Source organism: Pseudomonas fluorescens group sp. PF-1 (assembly GCF_054481335.1).
Window position 1 is genome coordinate 1,551,873 of record NZ_JBTMNG010000002.1, and the last position, 22,195, is coordinate 1,574,067.

Here is a 22,195-nt window from a genome sequence, read left to right on the forward strand (position 1 = left end):
CGGAAAATCGGCAGATTTCGGATGTCCGAAGCCGTGGCGGGGCCGTGGTGGCTCAGCCCGGATCGGTGGTTATTGTTTTGACTGCTTTGGTGTGGAGCCTGGTGGTGCTTAGTGCCGGTTTCTACCCTGAAGCCGGAGTGACACAATCGCCAGCAGGCTGGCTCCCACAGGGAAACGCATTCCAAACGGTGGGAGCCAGCCTGCTGGCGATGCTTTTAGTGCTTGAACATCACATGGCGCACGACGGTGTAATCCTCAAGGCCATACATGGACATGTCCTTGCCGTAGCCGGACAGTTTCTGACCGCCGTGCGGCATTTCGCTGACCAGCATGAAGTGGGTGTTGACCCAGGTGCAGCCGTACTGCAGGCGCGCCGACAAGCGATGGGCACGACCGACGTCGGCGGTCCACACCGACGATGCCAGGCCGTAGTCCGAATCGTTGGCCCAACCCAATACCTGCGCTTCATCGGTGAATTTGGTCACCGACACCACCGGCCCGAACACTTCGCGACGGACGATTTCGTCGTCCTGCCGCGCATCGGCCAGCACCGTCGGTTCGAAGAAGAAACCGTTGCCGTCCACGGCTTTGCCGCCGGTGATCAAGCGGATGTGCGGCTGCGCCACGGCGCGTTCGACGAACCCGGCCACGCGGTCGCGGTGCTGCGGGGTGATCAATGGACCGAGCTCGGTCGACGGATCATCCTGCAAGCCGTACTTGATGCTGCTGACGGCCGCGCCGAGCTTCTCGACGAATTTTTCGTAGATGCCTTCCTGCGCATAGATGCGGCAGGCCGCAGTGCAGTCTTGCCCGGCGTTGTAGAAGCCGAAGGTGCGAATGCCTTCCACCGCGGCGTCGATATCGGCGTCGTCGAAAATGATCACCGGGGCCTTGCCGCCCAGTTCCATGTGCATGCGTTTGACGCTGTCGGCGGTGCTGGAAATGATGTTCGAGCCGGTGGCGATCGAGCCAGTCAGCGACACCATGCGCACTTTCGGGTGGGTGACCAGTGGGCTACCGACCGTAGGACCGCGACCGAACACCAGGTTGAGTACGCCAGCCGGGAAAATTTCCGACGCCAGTTGCGCCAGGCGCAATGCGGTCAGCGGCGTTTGTTCCGATGGCTTGAGCACCACGGTGTTACCGGCGGCGAGGGCCGGGGCGATTTTCCAGGCGACCATCATCAGCGGGTAGTTCCACGGCGCGATGGAGGCGATCACGCCCACCGGGTCGCGGCGGATCATCGAGGTGTGGCCCGGCAGGTATTCGCCCCCGGCCGAACCGCTCATGCAGCGGCTGGCACCGGCGAAGAAACGGAACACGTCGGCAATCGCCGGAATCTCGTCGTTCAACGCAGCGCTATAAGGCTTGCCGCAGTTGTCCGATTCCAGTTTGGCCAGCTCTTCGCCGTGGGCTTCGATGGCGTCAGCCAGTTTGAGCAGCAGCAGCGAGCGCTCTTTCGGCGGGGTTTGCGACCAGCTGTCAAACGCGGCATCGGCGGCGCGCACGGCGGCATCGACCTGGGCTTCGCTGGCTTCGTTGATTTCCACCAGTACGCGGCCCAGCGACGGGTTGAACACGGGTTGGGCAGGGCCTTCGCCATTGACGAGCTGGCCGTTGATCAAGAGTTGGGTTTGCATGTTCTTCTCCTCTTCGAAACTGTTTGTTTTTCTGTCTGAACCGGGCCCTGTAGGAGCGAGCTTGCTCGCGATGGACGTGAACGATGACGCGTTCAGTCTGGTTGCCCGCGGTGTGTTTGAGATCATCGCGAGCAAGCTCGCTCCTACAGGGGCCGGGTTCCTCTGGTGATTCGGTTATTTTCCGCCACTGCCCGCAACGCTTTCACCGCCACGGGTCAGGTAATAGGCACCGAGGATCGGCAGCATGGTCACTATCATCACCAGCATCGCGACGACGTTGGTCACCGGTACGTCCCGAGGGCGGCTGAGCTGGTTGAGCAGCCACAGCGGCAGGGTGCGTTCATGGCCGGCGGTGAAGGTGGTGACGATGATTTCGTCGAACGACAGCGCGAAGGCGAGCATGCCGCCGGCCAGCAACGCCGAGCCCAGGTTCGGCAGGACGATGTAGCGGAAGGTCTGCCAGCCGTCGGCACCGAGGTCCATCGAGGCCTCGATCAAGCTGTGGGAGGTGCGACGCAAGCGGGCGATGACGTTGTTGTAGACGATCACCACACAGAAGGTCGCGTGACCGACGATGATGGTGAACATCCCCGGTTCGATGCCCAGCGTCTTGAAGGTCGCCAGCAGCGCGATACCGGTGATGATCCCGGGCAGGGCGATCGGCAGGATCAGCATCAGCGAGATGCCTTGCTTGCCGAAGAAATCCCGGCGGTACAGCGCCGCCGACGCCAGCGTGCCGAGGACCATGGCGATCAGCGTGGCAATCGAGGCGATCTGCAGCGACAGCTTGATCGCTTCCAGCACGTCAGGCCGCGAGAACGCCACGCCTATCCACTTCAGGGTGAAACCCTTGGGCGGAAAGCTGAACGCTGCGTCTTCGGTGTTGAAGGCGTACAGGAAGATGATCAGGATCGGGAAGTGCAAGAACACCAACCCGCCCCAGGCCGCGATTTTCAGCCCTATTGAAGCCTTTTCAGAGTGCATCGAAGGCCCCCAGACGTTTGACGATGGACAGGTAAATGGCGATCAGCACGATCGGCACCAGGGTGAAGGCCGCCGCCATCGGCATGTTGCCGATCGCGCCTTGTTGCGCGTACACCATGCTGCCGACGAAGTAACCCGGCGGGCCGACCAGTTGCGGCACGATGAAGTCACCGAGGGTCAGCGAGAAGGTGAAGATGGAGCCGGCGGCGATGCCCGGAATCGACAGCGGCAGAATCACTTGCATGAAGGTCTGGCGCGGCTTGGCGCCGAGGTCGGCGGACGCTTGCAGCAGCGACGGCGGCAGGCGTTCCAGCGACGCCTGGATCGGCAGGATCATGAACGGCAACCAGATATAGACGAACACCATGAAGCGCCCCAGGTGCGAGGTCGACAAGGTGCTGCCGCCTACGCCGGGAATGCCCAGCACGAACTGCAGCACCGGTTCCAGGCCCAGGTGCTGCACGAACCACTGCGCCACGCCGCCCTTGGCCAGCAGCAACGTCCAGGCATAGGCCTTGACGATGTAGCTGGCCCACATCGGCATCATCACCGCGATGTAGAAAAACGCCTTGGTCTTGCCGGTGGTGTAGCGCGCCATGTAGTAGGCGATCGGAAACGCAACGATGGCACTGGCGATCGACACCACGATGGCCATGCTCAGGGTGCGCAGGATGATGTCGAAGTTCGATGGCTGGAACAGCGCGGCGAAGTTCGCCAGGGTCAGCTCCGGCGTGACCGCCATGGTGAAGTCATCGAAGGTGTAGAAACCCTGCCACAGCAGTGTCAGCAACGAGCCCAGGTAGATCGCGCCGAACCACAGCAGCGGCGGCACCAGCAGCAGCGACAGGTACAGGTTGGGGCGGCGATACAGCAGGTTGGAAAACCTGCGCAACGGCGAGCCGCCCGACGGGTTTTGAGAGAGGGCCAAGGTGTTCATGTCACACCCCGCCTGCAACGGTATCGGACAGCGGGACCATGGCTTCGCGTGCCCAGCGTGCGCTGATGCGTTGCCCGGTCTGGTGCTGGGCGCTGACGTCCAGCCACTGATTGTTGGCCTGGCTGATGTTCAGGGTCTGACCGTTTTCCAGCTTCAGTTCATAGCGGGTGGCGCTGCCCTGGTACTGGATGTCGTGCAGCAAGCCGCTGACTTCGATCTCGTGTGCGGCCAGCGGCCCTTCGGCGAAACGCACGTGTTCCGGGCGAATCGAAAACGGCTGGGGATTGCCGCTCAACTGTTTTGCCAGATCGCCGCGAATCACGTTGGAGGTGCCGACGAATTCGGCGACGAACGTGGTCGCCGGTTTCATGTAGAGATTGCGCGGGGTGTCGACTTGTTCGATGCGGCCCTTGTTGAACACAGCGACGCGATCGGACATGGACAGCGCTTCGGTCTGGTCGTGGGTGACGAAGATGAAGGTGATGCCGAGCTGGCGTTGCAGCTTCTTCAGTTCGCCTTGCATTTGCTCGCGCAGTTTCAAGTCCAGCGCGCCGAGGGGTTCGTCGAGCAGCAGCACGCGCGGACGGTTGACCAGGGCGCGGGCCAGGGCTACGCGCTGGCGCTGGCCACCGGAGAGCTGCACCGGCTTGCGCTCGCCATAGCCGCCGAGGGCGACCATGTCGAGGGCTTCTTCGGCGCGTTTGAGGCGTTCGTCCTTGCCGACGCCTTTGACCTTCAAGCCGTAGGCGACGTTGTCGCGAACGTTCATGTGCGGGAACAGCGCGTAATCCTGGAACACGGTGTTCACATCGCGCTGGTACGGCGGGAGCCCGGCGGCTTCTTCGCCATGAATACGGATAGAGCCCGCGCTCGGTTGTTCGAAACCGGCGATCAGGCGCAGACAGGTGGTTTTGCCCGAGCCGGAAGGCCCCAGCATGGAGAAGAACTCGCCGTCCTGGATGTCGATGGAAACCCGGTCAACGGCTTTCACTTCGCCGAACTGACGGGAAACGTTGGTGAACTGGACTGCAAGCGTCATGGTGCGGTGCTCCAAAAAGGCGCGGGCCGTCGCAGCGGCCCTGCCTGGACTTCTGAAAAAACGAGTAACGGTCAACTACAGCCGGCTGCCTTGCTCGGCAGTGGCAACAGAGGTAATCAACTGTGGGAGCTGGCTTGCCAGCGATGGCGCCAGCACAGTCAATAGGGTGTTGCCTGACGCTCCGCCATCGCGGGCAAGCCCGCTCCCACAGGGATCTACTTCACTTCAAGAATTAGCGGCCGCCCATGATCGCGATGTAGTCCTGGGTCCAGCGGCTGTACGGCACGAATTTGCCACCTTCAGCCTGCGGGGTTTTCCAGAAGGCGATCTTGTCGAACTGGTCGAAACCGTTGGTTTTGCAGCCTTCGGCGCCGAGCAGTTCGCTCTCCTTGCACGCCGCAGGCACCGCTGGCAACGAACCGAACCATGCCGCCACGTCACCCTGGACTTTTGGCTGCAGCGACCAGTCCATCCACTTGTAGGCGCAGTTCGGGTGTTTGGCCTCGGTATGCATCATGGTGGTGTCGGCCCAACCGGTGGCGCCTTCTTTAGGGATGGTCGACGCGATCGGTTGTTTCTCGTTCACCAGACCGTTGACCTGATACGGCCAGGCACCGGACGCGACCACGCCTTCGTTCTTGAAGTCGCTCATTTGTACGGTGGTGTCGTGCCAGTAGCGGTGAATCAGCGGCTGCTGGGCGCGCAACAGATCGAGCACCGCCTTGTATTGCGCTTCGGTCAGTTCATAGGGGTTCTGAATGCCCAGTTCCGGTTGGGTGCTTTTGAGGTACAGCGCCGCGTCGGCGATGTAGATCGGGCCGTCATAGGCCTGCACGCGACCCTTGTTCGGTTTGCCGTCCGGCAGGTTTTGCGCATTGAACACCACGCCCCAGCTGTCGGGTGCGGTCTTGAATACGTTGGTGTTGTACATCAGCACGTTCGGACCCCATTGATACGGGGTGCCGTAGGTCTGCTTGTTGACCACGTACCACGGCGCATCTTTCAGGCGCGGGTCGATGTTCTTCCAGTTCGGGATCAACGAGGTGTTGATCGGCTGAACACGCTTGCCGACGATCAGGCGCAGCGAGGCGTCGCCGGACGCGGTGACCAGGTCGTAACCGCCCTTGGCCATCAGGCTGACCATCTCGTCGGACGTCGCGGCGGTCTTCACGTTGACCTTGCAGCCGGTTTCCTTCTCGAAACCCGTCACCCAGTCGTAGGCCTTGTCACTTTCGCCACGTTCGATGTAGCCAGGCCAGGCCACGATATCCAATTGGCCTTCGCCGGCCCCGACAGCTTTCAGCGGCTCTGCGGCCTGGACACTGGCACTGGCCAGCAGCGCGGTGGTGATTGCACTGAGCAGTGCGGTCTTGTGCACGAACATGGGAAATCCCTCTTTTTCAAATTATGGTCGGGGCAGTGGGTTCGGTAATGCGTACTGCTAATTGTTGTTGTTAGCGTAGCTGCAAGTTTCAAGCGTCAAGCCGCAAGAAAAACGCAGGCCTGCACCTGAGGTGCAGCGTGCGGCTCAAAACTCCCGGCCATGTCGGGCCATGATGTGCCGCACCACGCTGTAGTCCTGGAGCGAATCACTGGACAGGTCCTTGCCGTAGCCGGAACGCTTCAGGCCACCATGGGGCATCTCGCTGACCAGCATGAAATGGCTGTTGATCCAGGTGCAGCCGTACTGCAATCGCGCGGCGACTTGCATCGCCTTGTCGAGGTTCTGGGTCCAGACCGACGACGCCAGGCCGTATTCCGAATCGTTGGCCCAGTCCACCGCTTGCTCCAGCTCATCGAAGCGGGTCACGGTGACCACCGGCCCGAACACTTCGCGCTGAACGATTTCGTCGCCCTGTTTGCAACCGGCCAGCAGGGTCGGCTGGTAATAGAAGCCGGCGCCGGAATGCACGGCGGCACCGGTCACCCGTTCGATGTGCGGTTGACCGAGGGCGCGTTCGACGAAACTGGCCACGCGGTCGCGTTGGCGAGTGCTGATCAGCGGGCCGAGTTCGTTGTCGGCATCGCGTTTGCCGGCAAAGCGCAGGCTGCTGACCGCCGCGCCGAGTTCGGCCACCAAGCGATCGTGAATCTCCTTCTGCGCGTAAATCCGGCAGGCGGCGGTGCAGTCCTGGCCGGCGTTGTAGTAGCCGTAGGCGCGCACACCGTCGACCACCGCCTGAATGTCGGCATCGTTGCAAACGATCACCGGCGCCTTGCCACCGAGTTCGAGGTGGGTACGCTTGAGGGTTTTTGCTGCGGCCTGGAGGATTTTTTGCCCGGTGACGATATCGCCGGTCAGCGACACCATGCGCACTTTCGGGTGGCTGACTAAATGGCTGCCGACGCCTTCACCGCCACCGCAGATGATGTTGATCACGCCGCGCGGCAGAATCTCGGCCAGCGCTGGCGCCAGGGCCAGGATCGACAGCGGCGTGTGTTCGGACGGTTTGAACACCAGCGTGTTACCGGCGGCCAGGGCGGGGGCGATTTTCCAGGCGGCCATCATGATCGGGTAGTTCCACGGCGCAATGGACGCCACGACCCCGATGGGATCGCGCCGCACCATGCTGGTGTAGCCCGGCAGGTATTCGCCGCTGAGTTGTCCGGTCTGGCAGCGCACGGCGCCGGCGAAGAAACGGAACACGTCGACCGTCGCGCTCAAGTCATCCTGGCGGGCCAGGTGCAACGGTTTGCCGCAGTTCAGGGATTCGAGGCGGGCGAGCAGGTCGGCGTTTTTTTCAATGGCGTTGGCGATGTCCAGCAACAGGTTCGAGCGCTGCTGCGGAGTGGTCCGCGACCAACTGGCGAAGGCGCGGTGGGCGGCGAGGATGGCGGCTTCGACTTGTTCGGTGCTGGCTTCGGCGATCTGTGTCAGGACTTCGCCTGTGGCCGGGTTGATAATCGGCTCGGCAACGCCCTGGCCCGCGACCAATTCGCCATCGATCAACAAGGCGGTAAACAACGGGGTCTGCGCGCCAGCCATTTTTCGGATTCTCTTTTCTTGTGTGGCCATGTTGCTCCCTGTGACTGGGGCCGGCCGTCTTATAGATGAAGCAAGACTAGTGCGCGGACCCGAGGTCGACAAATACTAAATACTGAAGGTGGCGTTCGATTAAATAGATGGCTTGCGTCCGCCGTGGGGTTGCTCGCGGGCGACGGTCAGGAACGGGTCCACCAGCGCCGGGCGCGCCGTACCCCGTCGCCACGCGAGGCCGACGTCGAGGGTCTGGCTGAGGTCGGCAATCGGCCGCGCTTCGATGATGTCGCCTTCCAGCGACCATGGTCGGTAGGTCATGTCAGGCTGAATGGATACGCCCAGGCCCGCGGCTACCAGGCTTCGCACGGCTTCGGTCGAGGCGCTGCGCAAGGTGATGCGCGGTTGCAGCGAGGCTGCCGACCACATGCGTTGGGCGTTGTGGTCCATTTCATCGACGTTCAGTTGAATCAAGGGTTCGCGGGCGACATCGGCCAGGTTGATGCTGTCGTGCTCCAGCAGCGGATGCTGGGCCGGTAGCCAGAGCCGATGGGGCGAATGGGTCAGCACCTCGGTTTGCAGGGCGTGGCGGTCTTCGAGGTTGGAAAGAATCAGTACGCCGACATCGATCTCGCCGCTGACCAGCAAATGTTCGATGTACGGGCGTTCGTCTTCCATCACGCGGATTTCGACGTTGGGGTAGGCGCGCTGGAAGCGGGTGAGCAAGTCCGCCAGGTAATAACCGGCCACCAGGCTGGTCACCCCGATGATCAACTGCCCGGCGACTTGGTCGGTGCTTTGTTGCAGGCTGCGTTTGGCGTTGTCCACGGTGGCCAGGATCAGGTGTGCCTGGCGCAGGAATTGATGGCCCTGGTGGGTCAGGGTCATGCCTTTGGCGTGACGGCTGAACAGGCTGACGCCGATTTCCTCTTCCAACTGCTGGATGGCCAGGGTCAGGGTGGACTGGGAAATGAAGGCAGCTTGTGCGGCGGCGGAGATCGAGCCGGTCTCGGCCACGGCGATGAAATGGCGGATCTGACGCAAGGTCATCATGGGAAACGTACCCGGTGAGCGGTTTTTATCGATTTGTCCGAGTGTATATCTAAAAAACCGAAACTTACTGCATGCTTCAAGCTTCAGTGACAGCAGCAGGGCAACATCTGGAAGCACTCTCCCTGGCAGCCGTCGGGCACTTTCGAACTAGGCTGGGGCCTCAAAATCCGGTTACACCTTTTTTGGAGGCGGAAAATGAATACCCGTGGATTGCTCGATCAGCTACTCAAATCTGGCCAGGACTTGTTGCAGAACAAGGCAGGCGGCGCGCAGAACAAGGCTTCCGGTGGCTTGGGCGGGCTGCTTTCGGGCGCTGGCGGCGGTGCGCTGGCCGCAGGCGCCATGGGGTTGCTGCTGGGTAGCAAGAAAGCCCGCAAAGTCGGAGGCAAGGTGGCTGTGTACGGTGGTCTCGCGGCGCTGGGCGTACTGGCTTATAAGGCATATGGCAACTGGCAGGCTGGGCAGGGCACGGCACCGAAACGTGAACCGCAAACCCTCGACCGTTTACCGACGGCGCAAGTCGAGCAGCACAGCCAGGCGATTCTCAAGGCCCTGGTGGCGGCGGCCAAGGCCGACGGTCATATCGACGAGCGCGAACGCGAGTTGATCGAAGGTGAGTTCACCAGGCTGGACAACGATCAGGCGCTTGCGCACTGGTTGCACGCCGAACTCAACAAACCCCTGGACCCGGCCGATGTGGCCCGCGCCGCCAGCACCCCGGAAATGGCCGCCGAGATGTACATCGCCAGCGTGATGCTGGTGGATGAGGAGAGCTTCATGGAGAAGTCCTATCTCGATGAACTGGCGCGACAGCTCAAGCTTGAGCCGGGGTTGAAGGCGGAATTGGAGAAACAGGTTCGCCAGGCTTCGATGTAGACCTTCCACAGGTATTCGCTGGCAAGCCAGCGCCTGCAGACGTGACGTGGTTGGGGCCGCTGAGGTTTTCCCGGACCTGTAGGCGCGGGCATGCTGGCGAAGCCAATTCAGTTACGACGACTTCACTCATGGCCGAATCACGGCTCCTTTCTACCGAAACGCCACTGGTCAGTTTCCTGAGCAATGGCGGAAAGTCCCGGTCCAGAGCGAGTCCTGCCTTTCATGCCGAGATGTGAGGTGGTGCACAAGCGTCTTATAAATGAAACACCGCCCTCGGCTATACTCCCCCAGCATTTGAAAATGGCCCCTGAGGACTGATTGTGAAGAACTGGACGTTGCGCCAACGCATTTTGGCGAGTTTTGCGGTAATTATCGCCATCATGCTGTTGATGGTCGTCGCCTCTTATTCACGATTGCTGAAAATCGAGGACAGCGAAGCCAGCGTGCGTGATGACGCTTTGCCCGGGGTCTATTTCAGCTCGATGATTCGCAGCGCCTGGGTCGACACCTACCTTCAGACACAGGAAATGCTCGGCTTGAAAGAAGGGCAGGGCGTCAGCGCCGAAGATGCCGCCGATTTCAAGGTTTTCGAGACGCGCCTGCAGGAGCAGCTAGCCAACTATCGCGGCACCGTCACCACGGAGGAAGACAAAATTGAATTTGCGGCCTTTGAACAAAGGCACGAAGAGTTCAACCGAATCCATGCCGCCGTCCTCGATTTGCACAAGCGCAACCAGGAAGCTGAAGCCATCAAGTTGTTCAACGAGCAACTGACCCCGGCCTGGACGGCAGGCCGCATGAAACTCAATGACATCATCAGAGAAAACAAGGCGGTGGCGGACAAGGACATGGCGGCCATCGATGACGCGGTGGTCACGGCAAAAATCAGCATGGGCGTCTCTCTGCTGGTCGCCATACTGGCTGCCGGTCTCTGCGGTCTGCTGTTGATGCGCGCGATCATGGCGCCGATGAACCGCATCGTCAGCATCCTTGAAGTGATGCGCACCGGTGACCTCAGCAATCGCCTGAACCTGGAGCGCAAGGACGAATTTGGCGCGGTGGAAACCGGCTTCAACGACATGATGAGCGAACTGACCTCGCTGGTGTCCCAGGCCCAGCGCTCGTCGGTGCAAGTCACCACGTCAGTCACCGAGATCGCCGCCACGTCCAAGCAACAACAGGCCACCGCCACCGAAACCGCTGCCACCACCACCGAAATCGGCGCGACCTCCCGTGAAATCGCCGCCACGTCCCGTGACCTGGTGCGCACCATGACCGAGGTCTCCAGCGCTGCCGATCAGGCCTCGGTGGCCGCCGGTTCCGGGCAGCAGGGGCTGGCGCGCATGGAGGAAACCATGCATTCGGTGATGGGCGCGGCCGATCTGGTCAACGCCAAACTGGCGATCCTCAACGAGAAGGCCGGCAACATCAATCAGGTGGTGGTCACCATCGTCAAGGTCGCCGACCAGACCAACCTGCTGTCGCTCAACGCGGCGATCGAAGCCGAGAAGGCCGGGGAATACGGCCGCGGTTTCGCCGTGGTGGCCACCGAGGTACGGCGTCTGGCGGACCAGACCGCTGTCGCCACCTATGACATCGAGCAGATGGTGCGCGAGATTCAGTCGGCGGTATCGGCCGGTGTGATGGGCATGGACAAATTCTCCGAGGAAGTGCGCCGCGGCATGTCCGAAGTGCAGCAGGTCGGCGAGCAGCTGTCGCAAATCATCCATCAGGTTCAGGCACTGGCGCCGCGCGTGTTGATGGTCAATGAGGGCATGCAGGCCCAGGCCACCGGCGCCGAGCAGATCAACCACGCCCTGGTGCAATTGGGCGACGCCAGCAGTCAGACCGTTGAATCCCTGCGCCAGGCCAGTTTCGCCATCGACGAGCTGAGTCAGGTGGCCGTAGGGCTGCGTAGCGGCGTCTCGCGATTCAAAGTCTGATGAGCGAACTCACGGCCAAACGCACTGCCGTGAAGCAGGCGTTGCATGCGTTGTTTCTGGTATTCCGCATCGGCAGCGAGCGTTATGCCTTGCAAGCCACCGAAGTCGCGGAGGTGCTGGCGCGCCAGCCCTTGAAGCCGATTGCCCACGCGCCGCACTGGGTCGCCGGGGTTTTCGCCTATCGTGGCGCGGTGGTGCCGGTGATCGACCTGTGCGCCCTGACGTTTGGCGCGCCAGCCCAGGCTCGAACCAGCACTCGGCTGGTGCTGGTTCATTACCGCGCGGATGAAGGCGCAGAGATGAAATTGCTCGGCTTGATTCTGGAACAGGCCACCGACACTTTGCGATGCAATCCGACGGATTTTCAGCCCTACGGCCTCGACAATCGCCGGGCCCCTTACCTGGGGCCTGTGCGGGAAGATGCGCAAGGTTTGCTGCAATGGGTACGGGTCGCCGACTTGCTGGACGATCAGGTGCGCGCGCTGCTGTTCCCGTCGACGCCGCTGGACCTGGCGCTGCTTGAGGAACGGCCATGAGCGGCGACCCGCGCTTTTTCGATTTCCTCAAGGAGCGCATCGGCCTCGATGTGTCGTCCGTGGGGCCCGCCATCATCGAGCGTGCCGTTCGCCAGCGCAGCACCATGTCCAATGCGTTCACCGCCGACGAATACTGGCGAATCCTGCAGGGTTCACGAGATGAACAGCAGGCGCTGATCGAAGCGGTGATCGTTCCTGAAACCTGGTTTTTCCGTTACCCGGAATCCTTTGCCACCCTGGCGAAACTGGCGAGCAAACGTCTGGCCGAGATCAACAATCTGCGGGCACTGCGGATTCTCAGCCTGCCATGCTCAACCGGTGAAGAGCCGTACTCGATTGCCATGGCGCTGCTGGACGCCGGGTTCCAGCCGCACCAGTTCAAGGTCGAAGGCATGGACGTCAGCCCGCTGTCGGTGGAAAAGGCCCGGCGTGCGCTGTATGGCAAGAATTCGTTTCGCGGTCAGGATATCGCCTTCCGCGACCGGCATTTCACGGCGCAGAACGACGGTTTTCGCCTCAGTGACCGGGTGCTGGACCAGGTTCGCCTGCAGGTCGGCAACGTGCTCGATCCGGCGTTGCTCGTCAACGAGCCTCCTTACGACTTCGTGTTCTGCCGCAATCTGTTGATCTATTTCGATCAGGCAACGCAACAGCAGGTGTTCGAAGTCCTCAAGCGTCTGACCCACGTCGACGGTGTGCTGTTTATCGGCCCGGCCGAAGGTGGCCTGCTGGGGCGTTTCGGCATGCGCTCCATCGGCATTCCACAGTCCTTTGCCTTCAGTCGTCACAAGGCTTTGGAACCTGAACCGGCGCTGGCCTTTGTTCCAGCATCATTGCCTGCGCCATTGCCCGTGCCGCGACCGGTGCGCAACGTGGTGCCTGCGCCCATGAACAGGCGCCCGTTCGCGCCTGTAGCGCCAGAAACCCCTGTGGCCAAAAAAGCCGGCGTCGATGTGGTCACGCTGTTGGCGAACATCGCCTCGCTGGCCAACGAAGGCAAGAGTGCCGAAGCCCGTGCCGCGTGCGAAAGTTACCTGCGCAGTCATGAGCCGGTGGCCCAGGTGTTTTACTGGCTCGGGTTGCTCAGCGATGTGGCGGGCAATGTCCTGGAAGCCCAGGGCTTTTATCGCAAGGCGTTGTACCTCGAACCGCAACATCCCGCCGCGTTGTTGCAGCTGGCAGCCTTGCTGCAATCCCAGGGCGACACCGTGGGGGCCAGACGATTGCAGGAGCGCGCCGCCCGCAGCGAGCGCACCGCTGACCGTGAGCGTAAACGATGATCGCCTCCGACACCTTTAGCGTCACCCATGAAGATGCCCAGGCCATCGATGATTGCTGGAACCGCATCGGTATCCATGGCGACAAGTCCTGCCCGCTGCTGAGCGAACACATTCATTGCCGCAATTGCGCCGTGTATTCGACCGCCGCCACGCGCCTGCTGGATCGTTATGCGCTGCAGCAGGATGACCGCGTGCAGGTGTCCAATACCGTGGAGAGTGAGGTGAAAACCCGCTCGCTATTAATGTTTCGCCTCGGCGAAGAATGGTTGGGCCTGGCCACCCGCAGTTTGGTGGAAGTCGCGCCGTTGCAAGCGATTCACTCGTTGCCGCACCAGCGCTCCGGCGCCTTGCTCGGCGTGGCGAACGTGCGCGGTGCGCTGGTGGCGTGCCTCTCGCTGGTCGAATTGTTGGGGCTCGATGGCATCAGCAACGTCGCCTCCGGCACACGGGTCATGCCGCGCATGTTGATCATCGCTGCCCATGGCGGGCCGGTGGTGGTGCCGGTGGATGAAGTGGACGGCATTCATGCCATCGACGAGCAGATCCTCGATGCCGCGTCGCGCTCCGGCACTCAGGCCAGTGCCAAATACACTCGCGGCGTGTTGCAATTCAAAGGTCGCAGCCTGCGTTGGCTGGATGAAGAGCAGCTATTGTCCGCCGTGACCCGGAGCCTCACATGACCCCCGAGCAGATGCGCGACACCTCTCTGCTGGAACTGTTCAGCCTGGAAGCCGAGGCCCAGACCCAAGTGCTGAGTGCGGGGCTGCTGGCCCTGGAGCGCAATCCCACCCAGGCCGATCAACTCGAGTCGTGCATGCGCGCGGCGCACTCGCTCAAGGGGGCGGCACGTATCGTCGGCGTGGATGCAGGCGTCAGCGTTGCCCATGTCATGGAAGATTGCCTGGTCAGCGCCCAGGAAGGCCGCTTGCTGCTGCGACCCGAACACATCGACGCGTTGCTGCAAGGCACCGATTTGCTGATGCGCATCGCGACGCCGAACAATGCTCCGCTGCCGGAAGATATCGAGGCCTATGTTGCCTTGATGGGGGGCCTGCTCGATCCGGCTGCGGCTGCGGCTGCGGCTGCTGCCGTTCCGGTCTCGGCCCCCGCCGCGCCGTTGATGGCGGAACTCCAGCTCGAACCGCCGCTGGCCTGGCTCGAAGAGCCGGCACCTGTCGTAGAGCCGCTGCCCGAAGCGCCGAAAAAGACCCGGCGCACCACCGAGAACGGTGAGCGCGTGCTGCGGGTCACGGCCGAACGCCTGAACAGCCTGCTCGATCTGTCGAGCAAATCCCTGGTGGAAACCCTGCGCCTCAAACCGCACCTGGCCACCATGCAGCGTCTCAAGCGCATGCAGAACAATGGCCTGCGCGCTCTGGAAAACCTCAACGTCCATCTCAAGGAGCAAGCGCTGAGCCTCGAGGCCCAGGAAGCCCTCGAAGATGCACGGCGACTGTTGGCGGAGTCCCAGCAATTGCTGGTGGAAAAAAACGCCGAGCTGGATGAGTTCGTCTGGCAGGCCAGTCAACGCGCGCAGGTGTTGTACGACACCGCGCTGGCCTGTCGCATGCGTCCGTTCGCCGATGTCTTGAGCGGTCAGGTGCGGATGGTCCGCGACCTTGGTCGCAGTCTCGGAAAACAGGTGCGCCTGGAAATCGAGGGTGAGAAGACCCAGGTTGACCGCGACGTGTTGGAAAAACTCGAAGCGCCGCTGACGCACCTGCTGCGCAATGCGGTCGATCACGGTATCGAAACCCCTGAGCAACGGCTGTTGGCGGGCAAACCGGCAGAGGGCCTGATCCGGTTGCGCGCGTCCCATCAGGCGGGCTTGCTGGTGCTGGAACTGAGCGATGACGGCAACGGCGTCGATCTTGAGAAGGTTCGACGCAGCATCGTCGAACGCCAGTTGTCCCCGGCGCAAACCGCTGCCCAACTCAGCGAAGAGGAACTGCTGACCTTCCTGTTCCTGCCGGGTTTCAGCCTGCGCGACACGGTCACTGAAGTCTCCGGGCGGGGTGTCGGCCTGGACGCGGTGCAGCATATGGTCCGCCAGTTGCGTGGCGCCGTGGTGCTGGAACAGACGGCGGGCGAGGGCAGTCGCTTCCATCTTGAAGTGCCGCTGACCCTGTCGGTGGTGCGCAGCCTGGTGGTGGAAGTGGGCGGCGAGGCTTATGCCTTTCCCCTGGCCCACATCGAACGCATGTGCGATCTGGAGGCGGCTGACATTGTGCAGGTCGAGGGGCGTCAGCATTTTTGGTACGAGGGCCGGCATGTCGGCCTGGTGGCGGCCAGTCAGCTGTTGCAGCGTCCGGTCAATCAAGGCCACCAGCCGACCCTGAAGGTGGTGGTGATCCGCGAGCGCGATACGATCTACGGCGTGGCGGTTGAGCGCTTTATCGGCGAGCGGACCCTGGTGGTGTTGCCGCTGGATGAGCGTTTGGGCAAGGTCCAGGATATTTCTGCCGGGGCTTTGCTCGACGATGGATCGGTGGTGCTGATCGTCGACGTCGAAGACATGCTGCGCTCGGTGGACAAACTGCTCAATACCGGGCGCCTGGAGCGCATTGCCCGACATGGCGACCAGGCAGTCGAGGTGGCCCGCAAGCGGATTCTGGTGGTCGACGACTCCCTGACCGTGCGTGAGCTGCAGCGCAAGCTGTTGCTTAATCGGGGCTATGACGTGGCCGTGGCGGTCGACGGCATGGACGGCTGGAATGCGCTGCGTTCAGAGGATTTCGATCTGCTGATTACCGACATTGACATGCCGCGCATGGACGGCATCGAACTGGTGACTTTGTTGCGCCGGGACAATCGATTGCAATCGCTGCCGGTGATGGTGGTGTCCTACAAGGATCGTGAAGAGGATCGTCGCCGTGGACTGGACGCTGGAGCCGACTATTATCTAGCCAAAGCCAGTTTTCATGACGACGCCCTGCTCGATGCAGTGGTTGAGCTCATAGGAGGAGCGCGGGCATGAAAATAGCCATCGTCAATGACATGCCCATGGCCGTGGAAGCGCTGCGCCGGGCGCTGGCCTTCGAGCCGGCGCACCAGGTGATCTGGGTGGCCGCCAACGGCGAGGAAGCTGTGCAAAAGGCTGCCGGGCAGACGCCGGATCTGATTTTGATGGACCTGATCATGCCGGTGATGGACGGGGTCGAAGCCACCCGCCGGATCATGGCCGAGACGCCCTGTGCCATTGTCATCGTGACCGTGGATCGCCAGCAGAACGTGCACCGGGTGTTCGAAGCCATGGGCCATGGGGCGCTGGATGTGGTCGATACTCCGGCCCTTGGTGCCGGCAACGCCCAGGAAGCGGCGGCGCCCTTGCTGCGCAAGATCATGAACATCGGCTGGCTGATCGGCGATAAACGCGCTCGGGAACGTCCGGCGCCAAGTCCGGCGCGCAGTTCTGCCTCGGCCAAGCGGCTGATCGCCATCGGCTCTTCAGCGGGCGGACCGGCGGCGCTGGAAGTCTTGCTCAAGGGCCTGCCGAAGGATTTTTCCGCCGCCATCGTGCTGGTGCAACACGTCGACCAGGTGTTCGCCGCCGGCATGGCCGAATGGCTCGGCAGCGCCAGTGGGCTCAAGGTGCGCCTGGCCATGGAAGGCGATACGCCGCAAAGCGGCACGGTGCTGCTGGCCGGCACCAATCACCATATTCGTTTGTTGAAAAACGGCACGCTGGCTTACACCGCCGAGCCGGTCAACGAAATCTATCGGCCCTCTATCGATGTGTTTTTCGAGAGTGTGGCCAACTACTGGAACGGCGATGCGGTGGGCGTGTTGCTCACCGGCATGGGGCGTGATGGTGCACAGGGGCTTAAACTCATGCGCCAACAGGGCTACTTGACCATCGCTCAGGACCAACAAAGCAGCGCGGTGTATGGCATGCCGAAGGCGGCCGCGGCCATCGACGCCGCTGTTGAAATCCGTCCGCTGGAAAAGATAGCGCCACGATTGCTGGAGATTTTCCCCAAATGACGACTTTTCGCAGCAATCCTGGCCCAAGCAGTATTCAGGTGAACGCAGATGAATGATTTACAGCTCGACGACTTCAAGACTGACGAAAACGCCGCCATGGTGTTGTTGGTGGATGATCAGGCAATGATCGGCGAGGCGGTGCGGCGCGGGTTGTCGAACGAAGAAAACATCGACTTCCATTTCTGCGCCGACCCGCATCAGGCGATTGCCCATGCGGTTCGCATCAAGCCGACCGTGATCCTTCAGGACCTGGTCATGCCCGGTCTTGACGGCTTGAGTCTGGTGCGCGAATACCGCAATCATCCGGCGACCAAGGACATCCCGATCATCGTCCTGTCGACCAAGGAAGACCCGTTGATCAAGAGCGCCGCGTTCGCGGCCGGGGCCAACGATTACCTGGTCAAGCTGCCGGACAACATCGAACTGGTCGCGCGCATTCGCTATCACTCGCGTTCCTACATGACCCTGTTGCAACGGGACGCGGCCTATCGTGCCTTGCGCGTCAGTCAGCAGCAGTTGCTCGACACCAACCTGGTGCTGCAACGCCTGATGAACTCCGACGGCCTGACCGGTCTGTCGAACCGTCGGCATTTCGATGAATACATAGAGCTTGAATGGCGCCGCTCCCTGCGCGAGCAGAGCCAAATGTCACTGCTGATGATCGACGTGGATTACTTCAAGACCTTCAATGACACCTTCGGCCACCTGGAAGGCGACGAGGCCTTGCGCAAGGTGGCCGCGGCGATCCGCGATGCCAGTGCCCGGCCTTCGGACCTGCCGGCCCGTTACGGCGGCGAAGAATTCGCCCTGGTCCTGCCCAATACCTCACCGGGCGGTGCACGGCTGGTGGCGGAGAAACTGCGCATGACCGTGCAAGCCCTGAAGATCCCGCACATCTCCCCGAGCGAAGGCTCAAGCCTGACCATCAGCATCGGCCTGTCGACCATCACCCCGACAGCAGGCAGCAATTGCCGCGAATTGATTTCGGCGGCGGACAAGGGGCTGTATCTGGCGAAGAACAATGGGCGCAATCAGGTGGGGATTGGGTGATCCGCCTATTCTGCTAATCAACGCATCCTTTGTGGGAGTGAGCTTTCTCGCGAAAGCGGCGTGTCAGTCAACATCGATGTTGAAGGTTATACCGCCATCGTCGGAACGCCGCCCGGCGCGAGCTCGCTCCCGCAGGTTTGGTGTTTTAACTGATCAACATTTCCCCCTAAACCCTGCCTTTTCGGCCAAGCGGACTGCCGTTTCCAGCCGTTTGCCGTTATACTCGCCGGCTTTCAAAAGTTCGCCAACGAGTGCTGCCCGCCATGGAAATCAACCCGATCCTTAACACCATCAAGGACCTGTCCGAGCGCTCCGAAACCATTCGGGGGTATCTTTGACTACGATCAAAAGCATGAGCGTCTGACCGAGGTCAATCGCGAGCTTGAAGATCCGAATGTCTGGAATAAACCTGAGTACGCCCAGGAACTGGGCCGCGAGCGCTCTGCGCTGGCTCAGATCGTCGAAACCCTGGACGAACTGAACGCTGGTCTGGCCGATTGCCGCGACCTGCTGGACATGGCCGTCGAAGAAAACGACGAAGGCGCGGTCGGCGATGTTGTCGCCGAGCTGGCCCGTCTCGAGGAAAACCTCGCCAAGCTTGAATTCCGCCGCATGTTCAGCCATGAAATGGACCCGAACAACGCCTACCTGGACATCCAGGCCGGCTCCGGCGGTACCGAAGCCCAGGACTGGGCCAACATCCTGTTGCGCATGTACCTGCGCTGGGCCGACAAACGCGGTTTCGACGCGACCATCATGGAGTTGTCCGCCGGTGAAGTCGCCGGGATCAAGGGCGCTACCGTGCACATCAAGGGCGAATACGCCTTTGGCTGGCTGCGTACCGAGATCGGCGTACACCGCCTGGTGCGCAAGAGCCCGTTCGACTCCGGCAACCGTCGTCACACATCGTTCTCTGCGGTGTTCGTTTCCCCCGAGATCGATGACAAGGTGGAAATCGAGATCAACCCGGCGGACCTGCGGATCGATACCTATCGTTCCTCCGGTGCCGGTGGTCAGCACGTAAACACCACCGATTCGGCCGTACGTATCACCCACGTACCGACCAACACCGTGGTCAGCTGCCAGAACGAACGTTCCCAGCACGCCAACAAGGACACCGCCATGAAAATGCTGCGGGCCAAGTTGTACGAGCAGGAAATGCAGAAACGCAACGCGGCCTCCCAGGCCCTGGAAGACACCAAGTCCGATATCGGGTGGGGTCACCAGATTCGTTCGTATGTGCTGGATGCCTCGCGGATCAAGGATCTGCGCACCAACATCGAACGCAGCGACTGCGACAAGGTGCTCGATGGCGACATCGACGAATACCTGGAAGCCAGCCTGAAATCCGGGCTGTAAAAGACGTAAACACAGGATCGGCTGAATTAACGCGATCCCTGTAGGAGCCAGCCTGCTGGCGATCCCCGGCCGCAGGCCGGGGGCAACGAACCCGTGATGGAATATCTAAAGACATGAGCGACCTAGAACTCGACCCGCAAGCCCTGCAACAGGAAGAAAACTCCCTGATCGCCCTGCGCAAGGAAAAGCTGGCTGCCGAGCGCGCCAAGGGCAATGCCTTCCCGAACGACTTCCGCCGCGAAAACTACTGCAATGACTTGCAGAAACAGTACGCGGACAAGACCAAGGAAGAGCTGGCAGAGGCTGCGATCCCGGTCAAGGTTGCCGGTCGCATCATGCTCAACCGTGGCTCGTTCATGGTGATCCAGGACATGACCGGTCGCATCCAGGTCTACGTCAACCGCAAGACCCTGTCCGAAGAAACCCTGGCCGCGGTGAAAACCTGGGACATGGGCGACATCATTGCCGCCGAAGGCACCCTGGCTCGTTCCGGCAAGGGCGACCTGTACGTCGAAATGACCAGCGTGCGCCTGCTGACCAAATCCCTGCGCCCGCTGCCGGACAAGCACCACGGCCTGACCGACACCGAGCAACGCTACCGTCAGCGTTACGTTGACCTGATCGTCAACGAAGACGTGCGCCAGACCTTTCGCGTGCGTTCGCAAGTCATCGCCCACATCCGCAGCTTCCTGATGAAGCGTGACTTCTTGGAAGTGGAAACGCCGATGCTGCAAACCATTCCGGGCGGCGCGGCAGCCAAGCCGTTCGAAACCCACCACAACGCGCTGGACATGGAAATGTTCCTGCGTATCGCGCCTGAGCTGTACCTCAAGCGTCTGGTGGTCGGTGGTTTTGAAAAAGTGTTCGAGATCAACCGCAACTTCCGTAATGAAGGCGTTTCGACTCGTCACAACCCTGAATTCACCATGTTGGAGTTCTACCAGGCCTACGCCGACTACGAAGACAACATGGACCTGACCGAAGAACTGTTCCGTGAACTGGCGCAGCTGGTTCTGGGCAGCACCGACGTGCCGTACGGCGACAAGGTGTTCCACTTCGGCGAGCCGTTCGTGCGTCTGTCGGTGTTCGACTCGATCCTCAAGTACAACCCTGAGCTGACCGCTGACGACCTGAACGACATCGACAAGGCCCGCGACATCGCCAAGAAGGCTGGCGCCAAGGTGCTGGGCTTCGAAGGTCTGGGCAAGCTGCAGGTGATGATTTTCGAAGAGCTGGTCGAGCACAAGCTGGAACAGCCGCACTTCATCACCCAGTACCCGTTCGAAGTGTCGCCGCTGGCTCGTCGTAACGACGAAAACCCGAACGTCACCGACCGTTTCGAGCTGTTCATTGGCGGCCGTGAAATCGCCAACGCCTACTCCGAGTTGAACGACGCGGAAGACCAGGCCGAGCGTTTCATGGCGCAGGTGGCCGACAAGGACGCCGGCGACGACGAAGCCATGCACTTCGACGCCGACTTCGTTCGCGCGCTGGAATACGGCATGCCGCCAACGGCGGGTGAAGGTATCGGCATCGACCGTCTGGTGATGCTGCTGACCAACTCCCCGTCGATCCGCGACGTGATCCTGTTCCCGCACATGCGGCCGCAAGCGTAAGTGTTTTAACTAAAAAACCGCCTCTTCAGGCGGTTTTTTATTGCCTGTCTGGTACAAACGTATCAGTTTGTTGCTTTCATCTGAGAGGAAAGACCTGTCGTGAATCGTGCAATGGCTCAAGAAGGTGCAGCGGGTATCGCCACTGCGGTCGCTGAAAGTGTTCAGTACCAGGGCCGCAAGGCCAGCCGGCAGGGCAGCGAGCAGCGTCGACAGGACATTCTCGATGCGGCGATGCGCATTGTCGTGCGCGATGGCGTGCGGGCCGTGCGCCACCGCGCTGTGGCCGCCGAGGCCAATGTGCCGTTGTCGGCGACCACTTACTACTTCAAGGATATCGATGACCTGCTCACCGATACCTTCGCCCAATACGTGGAGCGCAGCGCGGCCTATATGGCCAAGTTGTGGGTGAATAACGAAGGCCTGCTGCGCGAAATGGTCGACAGCGGCGATGGCAGCCCGCAGGCCCGTTCCAGGCTGGCGGACGATATCGCACGGCTGATGACCGATTATGTGCACCGGCAACTGGTCACCCGTCGCGAACATCTGATGGCCGAGCAGGCGTTCCGCCAGGAAGCGCTGCTGAACCCGCGCCTGGCCGAGTTGGTGCGCTCGCACCAGCAGATTCTCCTGCAGGGCTCCTGCCAGCTGTTTCAGGTATTGGGTTCCCGTGAGCCGCAACAGGATGCCAAAGTGTTGACGGCGATAATCGGACGGATGGAATATCAGGGCCTGCTCAACGACGCCGAACCGGTGGCCGAAGAGGAAATGCTCGGCATCCTGACGCGTTATATGCATCTGGTGCTGGCGTCGGCGTAGATCCTGTTGATGCTTTTTGACCCTGTGGGAGCGTGCTTGCTCGTGATGTCGGCTTAACATTCAGCACCTGTGTTGCCTGATACGCCGTCATCGCGAGCAAACTCG

18 protein-coding genes are annotated in these 22,195 nt (G+C 61.4%); 11 read left to right on the plus strand and 7 right to left on the minus strand.

What is annotated here, in order from left to right:
- Positions 1–215: 215 nt before the first annotated feature.
- From ACX3YD_RS21710 to ACX3YD_RS21740, 7 genes are all read right to left on the minus strand, one after another.
- Positions 216–1,640, minus strand: coding sequence for a gamma-aminobutyraldehyde dehydrogenase (locus ACX3YD_RS21710; protein WP_458960962.1), 1,425 nt, complete (start codon positions 1,638–1,640; stop codon positions 216–218).
- A 174-nt stretch (positions 1,641–1,814) separates the two neighbouring features.
- A complete protein-coding gene (locus tag ACX3YD_RS21715; protein WP_090467391.1) occupies positions 1,815–2,624 on the minus strand; it encodes an ABC transporter permease in 810 nt (269 codons plus the stop codon).
- Positions 2,614–3,561 carry an ABC transporter permease gene (locus ACX3YD_RS21720; protein ID WP_090467393.1) on the minus strand — a complete coding sequence of 316 codons (948 nt, stop codon included), beginning with the start codon at positions 3,559–3,561 and terminating at the stop codon, positions 2,614–2,616. The genes ACX3YD_RS21715 and ACX3YD_RS21720 overlap by 11 nt, the downstream gene beginning before the upstream one ends.
- A gap of 1 nt (position 3,562) precedes the next feature.
- Positions 3,563–4,600, minus strand: coding sequence for an ABC transporter ATP-binding protein (locus ACX3YD_RS21725; RefSeq protein ID WP_458960963.1), 1,038 nt, complete (start codon positions 4,598–4,600; stop codon positions 3,563–3,565).
- Between the two features lie 232 nt (positions 4,601–4,832).
- A complete protein-coding gene (ydcS, locus tag ACX3YD_RS21730) occupies positions 4,833–5,984 on the minus strand; it encodes a putative ABC transporter substrate-binding protein YdcS (protein WP_047526217.1) in 1,152 nt (383 codons plus the stop codon).
- A 144-nt stretch (positions 5,985–6,128) separates the two neighbouring features.
- Positions 6,129–7,616: a gamma-aminobutyraldehyde dehydrogenase gene (locus ACX3YD_RS21735; protein WP_458960964.1), complete on the minus strand. Its 1,488-nt coding sequence runs from the start codon at positions 7,614–7,616 to the stop codon at positions 6,129–6,131.
- Positions 7,617–7,715: 99 nt separating this feature from the next.
- Positions 7,716–8,630: a LysR family transcriptional regulator gene (locus ACX3YD_RS21740; RefSeq protein ID WP_047526220.1), complete on the minus strand. Its 915-nt coding sequence runs from the start codon at positions 8,628–8,630 to the stop codon at positions 7,716–7,718.
- A 195-nt stretch (positions 8,631–8,825) separates the two neighbouring features.
- Here ACX3YD_RS21740 and ACX3YD_RS21745 point away from each other — a divergent pair, with 195 nt between their 5' ends.
- The 11 genes from ACX3YD_RS21745 to ACX3YD_RS21795 all read left to right on the plus strand — a co-directional run bounded on the left by ACX3YD_RS21745 (position 8,826) and on the right by ACX3YD_RS21795 (position 22,090).
- Positions 8,826–9,506, plus strand: coding sequence for a tellurite resistance TerB family protein (locus ACX3YD_RS21745; protein WP_103403646.1), 681 nt, complete (start codon positions 8,826–8,828; stop codon positions 9,504–9,506).
- Between the two features lie 380 nt (positions 9,507–9,886).
- Positions 9,887–11,449 carry a methyl-accepting chemotaxis protein gene (locus ACX3YD_RS21750; protein WP_458962072.1) on the plus strand — a complete coding sequence of 521 codons (1,563 nt, stop codon included), beginning with the start codon at positions 9,887–9,889 and terminating at the stop codon, positions 11,447–11,449.
- Entirely contained in the window at positions 11,449–11,985 is a 537-nt protein-coding gene (locus ACX3YD_RS21755; RefSeq protein ID WP_458960965.1) for a chemotaxis protein CheW, read from the plus strand. The genes ACX3YD_RS21750 and ACX3YD_RS21755 overlap by 1 nt, the downstream gene beginning before the upstream one ends.
- Positions 11,982–13,265 carry a CheR family methyltransferase gene (locus ACX3YD_RS21760; RefSeq protein WP_458960966.1) on the plus strand — a complete coding sequence of 428 codons (1,284 nt, stop codon included), beginning with the start codon at positions 11,982–11,984 and terminating at the stop codon, positions 13,263–13,265. Before ACX3YD_RS21755 ends, ACX3YD_RS21760 begins: the two co-directional genes overlap by 4 nt.
- Complete coding sequence (locus ACX3YD_RS21765; RefSeq protein ID WP_103403642.1) at positions 13,262–13,945, plus strand: chemotaxis protein CheW; 684 nt, start codon at positions 13,262–13,264, stop codon at positions 13,943–13,945. The genes ACX3YD_RS21760 and ACX3YD_RS21765 overlap by 4 nt, the downstream gene beginning before the upstream one ends.
- Positions 13,942–16,242: a response regulator gene (locus ACX3YD_RS21770; RefSeq protein WP_458960967.1), complete on the plus strand. Its 2,301-nt coding sequence runs from the start codon at positions 13,942–13,944 to the stop codon at positions 16,240–16,242. The genes ACX3YD_RS21765 and ACX3YD_RS21770 overlap by 4 nt, the downstream gene beginning before the upstream one ends.
- Positions 16,239–17,249: a chemotaxis response regulator protein-glutamate methylesterase gene (gene cheB, locus ACX3YD_RS21775; protein ID WP_103403640.1), complete on the plus strand. Its 1,011-nt coding sequence runs from the start codon at positions 16,239–16,241 to the stop codon at positions 17,247–17,249. The genes ACX3YD_RS21770 and cheB overlap by 4 nt, the downstream gene beginning before the upstream one ends.
- A gap of 48 nt (positions 17,250–17,297) precedes the next feature.
- On the plus strand, positions 17,298–18,299 hold the full coding sequence (locus tag ACX3YD_RS21780; protein WP_103403639.1) for a response regulator: 1,002 nt from the start codon (positions 17,298–17,300) through the stop codon (positions 18,297–18,299).
- Positions 18,300–18,562: 263 nt separating this feature from the next.
- A protein-coding gene (gene prfB, locus ACX3YD_RS21785) for a peptide chain release factor 2 (protein ID WP_103403637.1) occupies positions 18,563–19,658 on the plus strand; the annotation gives its coding sequence in 2 pieces (ribosomal slippage) (positions 18,563–18,634 and positions 18,636–19,658; 1,095 coding nt in all).
- A gap of 113 nt (positions 19,659–19,771) precedes the next feature.
- Positions 19,772–21,274, plus strand: a complete 1,503-nt coding sequence (gene lysS / locus ACX3YD_RS21790) for a lysine--tRNA ligase (RefSeq protein WP_047526236.1) — start codon at positions 19,772–19,774, stop codon at positions 21,272–21,274.
- A 99-nt stretch (positions 21,275–21,373) separates the two neighbouring features.
- Positions 21,374–22,090 (plus strand): TetR/AcrR family transcriptional regulator, encoded by a 717-nt coding sequence (locus tag ACX3YD_RS21795; protein ID WP_458960968.1) that lies wholly within the window; start codon positions 21,374–21,376, stop codon positions 22,088–22,090.
- Positions 22,091–22,195 lie beyond the last annotated feature (105 nt).